Below are 4,793 nucleotides of genomic sequence, written 5' to 3'. Positions count from 1 at the left end.
CATGGACAACGACTCAAAGCTGCTTGTCAGCATTTTAATAGCCCTGTTTCTTTCCATAGGGGTTATTGCCGCCTTGATTGTCCTGTCAGTGCTCTCAATTCCGTTTCTTCTTCTTGCAGCCTTGTTTGCCGCGCTTTTAGGATTCTTTTTTGTTGCAATCCAGTTTTTTTACGTGCTCTATGCTTTTGTCAATGAAGCGCTTTTTGGAAAAAACGGGTTGTATGGCGGAGAGGACGGCAAATCAAACAATTTTTGGCAAAACGGAAAGCCAAGTGGCCCTGGGCAAAAAAAGAGCGGATACGGGATAGGCCAAGGCAGGCCAATAAGGTCTGAGAAAAATCGGGACTAATTTTAGTGCCACAAAAATATATTAAGCTTGGGAGTGCTTGCAGGAAAAACGTGCCAAGAGCTTAAATATTTTTGTTGAAGCAAGAATGCTTAGGTGGTTTTCTTGGCAAAGATAGGTTATGGCACAGGATTTCAAGTAACAAAGGCAGTGCAAAAAAAAGTAAAGAAAGGGCCTCTTCAAGTTTATGAATTTTCCACTGAAGGTATAATGACTGGGAAGCTTGGCATCAGCACGGCCACAATAAGGCGGCTTGAAGAGATGTCAAGAACAGGGGAGAGGTTTTCTGCAAACGAAGTCGACTGGATTGTAAAAAATGACAAAGGCCACATGAACACATATCCTGATGACAGATTTCCCTTCATTGTTGCAGGGGCAAAGGAAAAATACGTCTTTCTTGTGCCAATAGATGGGGAAAAAATGGGGACTGTCATAAAGGCATTTGACACATTCAACTTTTACGGCGTTGGCTCTGCCTGCGGCCATGGCAACGAGCGGATAATTGACAGTGTTACTGAAGTAATGACAAATGGCGCACTTGCTGCTGCAAGCTTCCTCCACCCCTACAAGGCACAGCTGTGCGACATGTTATTTGGCAATGCAGCACAAGGTGAAAATGGGGCTGGGCAGGCTGGAATTTCCGGAGTTTTCAAGGACCTTCTTCCAGGCTACAAAGTTTACCTGCTGAATTCGGGAAGCGAGGCAAACGATGCTGCACTGAAACTTGTGATTGAATACCACAATGCAAAAAGGCAGCTTGACAACAAGGATGTAATCATTGCAATGTCCAACGGTTTCCATGGAAGGACGGGATATGCGATAAACCTGAATGACAAGGACTATGCAATCTGGAAATTCCCGAAAATAGACAAGAAAGTGGTGTTTATCAAATACGGGGATACAAAGCAGCTTGAAGCTGCATTCAAGGAAAACGCAGGCAAGGTGCTTTCAGTGCACTTTGAGCCTGTGCAAGGCGAGTCAGGGATAATTTTGCCAAAGCCAGGGTTCATAAGGAGGATAAGGCAACTTTGCGATGCAAATGATGCGCTTATGGTTGCAGATGAAGTTCAGACTTTTGCAAGAACAGGCAGATGGTTTGCAAGCGAGGTTGACGGCAGGCCTGCCGACATAATGATAACCGGCAAGAACATTTCAGCAGGGCTTGGGCCAGTGACAGTTGTCTATGCAAGGCCTGGGGCAGAGTTTGGGCCGCACCACCATGGCAACACATACACGGGAAATCCTGTTGCCTGCACGCTTGTCATGGAGACAATAAAGCATATTCACGAGAACAATTTGCTTGAAAACTCAAGGAAAAGCGGTGCTTACATTGTCAGGCAGCTTCAAAAGGAGCTTGGCGGAAACAAAAAAGTGGCTGAAATCAGGGGCATTGGCTCAATGGTCGGAGTCCAGCTAAAAGTCAGCAAGGGAAACGTTGACGCATTTGCGCTAAAAGTCGCAATTGAGGCAATGAACGATGGCCTTCTTGTTACAACCGCAGGTGTCGGGACGCTTAGGATGCTTCTGCCCCTGTCGCTGACAACGCAAGAGGCAGACTTGATTGTCTCAAAGCTTTCGTCTGCGCTTCGCAGGGTTGCTTGAAGAAAAAGAAAAAACGCTCCCATCGGGATTTGAACCCGAGTTAGTGCCTTACTATAAGCTTTGCCAGGAATATTATCTCAGCCAACTGGCGTTGCGACTGAAATGCTCTTATCTCGGTGTTGCTTTTTAGGCAACCCAACAAGGGTTGCTTGTTAGCTGCACCACATTTTCTGTGTTGCTTTTTAGGCATCATCATGTCGCTTGCGACATGCATGATTCATTTTCCTTTCGGAAAATGAACATCCCAAAAAAGCTTCCAAAAAAGCTTCTGAGAGGGCACCGTCCTTGACCGGGCTAGACTATGGGAGCTTATTGCACAAATTCTGCTGGCAAATTTATTAAAGCTTTGAGAAAGGGCAATGACCTGGAAGGAGTTGGAGAATAGCATCGTTCCCCTTATGGCAATAGTTTTCATTGCTGGTTTCAATTATCGTGGGGAGCTATCTTACGTGGAGAGAGTGTGAACATCCTACCGCCCATACAGTTTGCTGGTGAACAACTAAAGGGTTGAAGCCCTCAATGGAACATCTGATTTACCTAAGTTCCCTTATGGGAATGGGCCTGCCCGGAATCGGACCGGGGGTCTCTAGTGTGTGAGACTAGCGTCTTACCATTCGACTACAGGCCCAAAATGTAAAACAAACAAGCAAGACTCCTAGAAATAGCAAGTCAAGATTTTATATTAATATGCGGCATTGCCAAGAACCCCATTTACCGGTTGGTTCTGCCGCGAATTAGTTTATTGCCAGTTTGACAGCTGCTACGGTTGCTGTTGCTTATTGATGCGGGTTTGGCCTTTGCCACATTTTCCCCTACAGTTCGCTACATCTATTGTGCTATTTACATCTATATATTTTTTCTCCGACGGCGAAAAATTCTAATGGTTTAAAAACCTATACTTGCAAATTATTTTCACTTGTGGGACTGTTTCTACTTGTGGAGATTTTTATGGACCACCATGCGCAAAACCACCCAGATGAATTTGTGGAAAAAATCTCAAGGATAAAGGCTGCAGAAGCCCAGGCTCAAAAAATTATTGAGGATGCAAAGTCCCAGGCACAGCAAACCATCTCACAGGCACGGGCAAAGGTTGCGCAAATAGAGCTTGAAGGAAAACTTGAGGCTACAAAGGCAAAGGACAGGGTGCTTCGCGAAAGCCACGCAAAAATGGCCAGGCAGGAGGAGGAAGTATTGCAGCAGGCAAGGCAGCAGGCAAAAAAGGTAAGCCAGTTGAAAATCCCGCAGGCAAAGGCAAAAAAAATAGCAGAAGGGCTGCTTTTGGATTAGGATTACATGCTCAAGTGCGCCAGGATGCAAAAAGTCAGGATAATGGGGATAAAAGAGCTTGCCCCAAGCGTGCTCCAGCAGCTGCAGCAGCTTGGGGTTGTTGAGATAACCCAGCTAAAGCGGGATTACCTTGAATCAGGAAAGCCCCTTGAGATTGCAGGCGAACTTTCAGAGCAGCTAACGCGCATCAGGGGCATGAAAAACTCGCTTGTCCCAATTGATTTCAGGGCATCGGAAACGCTTGGTGCAAGGGAGGCCATTGAAGAGGCAAAAAAAATAGGCATCGACAGGAAGCTTGTTGAGATGAATGATGCCAGTGAAACCATCAAAAAGAGGAAAATTGAGATAGGCGAGGAGCTAAAGCTTCTCAATCTAATAAAACACCTTAACATAGACTACTCAAGGCTTGACAGGCAGTATCTTGATTTCAGGCTTGGCAAGGTCAAGGCCGATAGGTACCACAGGCTTGTTGCAACACTTAGCAATGCAACAAGATACTTTGAGGTGATGCATTCGCCTTCTGGCCAGGAGTATCTGGTTCTGTTTGCCATAAAAAAAGGGGAGCATGTTACTGAGGCACTTGAGCGCGGCGGATTTTCAGAAATTCTTTTGCCCAACATTAGTACAACCCCACAGGGGCAGATTGAACTGCTTAGTAAGGAGCTTGAAGGAATAAGAAAGCAGGAAGAAAGCCTCAAGGCAGCACTCAAGAAAATTTCTTACGAGTACTGGCCAAAAGTTGCCGTGCTCAACGAGGCCCTGAAAATAGAGCTTGAGCGCGCCGAATCTGCTGCAAGGCTTGGTGTCACTTCAATGAGCTTTGTGCTTGAAGGCTGGGTGCTTGAAAAGCAATACGCGCACCTTGAAAAGGCCCTCAGGCACAGGTTCCCGAAACTGGTTGTTGAAAAGGCGCAAAACACCCAAGATGCGCCAATATTGCTTGAAAATCCAAGGCCGGTCAGGCCCTTTGAATTCCTTGTCGAATTTTTCTCGCTTCCGCGATACGGGGAGCTTGAGCCTTCCGCAGTCCTGGCCCTGACATTCCCGCTTGTCTACGGCATGATGGTAGGGGATGTTGGCTACGGGTTTATTTCGCTTGGGCTTGCCGCCCTGATTATGATGAAAATGAAAAGCGGGATGCTCAATTCGGTTGCAAGGATGTGGGCTCTGGCGGCAATACCATCGATAATTTTCGGCCTGTTTTTTGACGAATGGTTCGGGTTTTCATTCAAGCACTTCATGGAATTTTTTGGAATTGAAGTCCACGGGCACTTGCTTTCATTGCTTGGACTGAATATCGGACTGCACAGGCTTGAGCAGATGGAGCAGCTCATAGCATTCACCATACTTGTCGGAGTGCTGCATTTGTCAATAGGCCTTTTCATAGGGTTTTTGAACGAAAAGGGCCACAACCTCAAGCACGCGCTTGCAAAAATCGGTTGGATTGGGGTAATGCTTGGCGGGCTGCTTTTGATACCTAACCTGCTATTCAATGCAACAGTCATCCCAGTTGCCTTTGACCAGGTGCTTGTTGGCGCACTTGTGTTTGTCGCGTCCC

The 4,793-nt window shown here is 46.5% G+C and carries 3 protein-coding genes and 1 tRNA gene; 3 read left to right on the top strand and 1 reads right to left on the bottom strand.

Annotated features, from left to right (window positions below; all coding sequences use genetic code 11):
- The first annotated feature begins 451 nt into the window (after positions 1-451).
- The gene (locus FJZ26_04255) at positions 452-1,948 is read left to right on the top strand and encodes an aspartate aminotransferase family protein (protein ID MBM3229616.1); all 1,497 of its coding nucleotides are present in this window, start codon (positions 452-454) and stop codon (positions 1,946-1,948) included.
- 556 nt (positions 1,949-2,504) lie between these two features.
- Here the strand turns inward: FJZ26_04255 and FJZ26_04250 are convergent.
- A tRNA-Val gene (locus tag FJZ26_04250) sits at positions 2,505-2,576 on the bottom strand.
- Positions 2,577-2,896: 320 nt separating this feature from the next.
- Between FJZ26_04250 and FJZ26_04245 the strand changes: the two genes are divergently transcribed.
- Positions 2,897-3,235 carry a hypothetical protein gene (locus tag FJZ26_04245; protein MBM3229615.1) on the top strand — a complete coding sequence of 113 codons (339 nt, stop codon included), beginning with the start codon at positions 2,897-2,899 and terminating at the stop codon, positions 3,233-3,235.
- 6 nt (positions 3,236-3,241) lie between these two features.
- Positions 3,242-4,793, top strand: a 1,552-nt coding sequence (locus tag FJZ26_04240) for a hypothetical protein (protein MBM3229614.1), incomplete at its 3' end; no start/stop codon positions are given.

This window comes from Candidatus Parvarchaeota archaeon, from assembly GCA_016866895.1.
In the GTDB taxonomy this organism is placed as follows: Archaea; Micrarchaeota; Micrarchaeia; order Anstonellales; family VGKX01; genus VGKX01.
This window is presented reverse-complemented; position numbering and strand designations above follow the sequence as displayed.

Bases quoted from the DNA above. Each gene is read 5' to 3' on its own strand.
- FJZ26_04245 (MBM3229615.1), top strand. From the start codon at position 2,897: ATGGACCACCATGCGCAAAACCACCCAGATGAATTTGTGGAAAAAATC.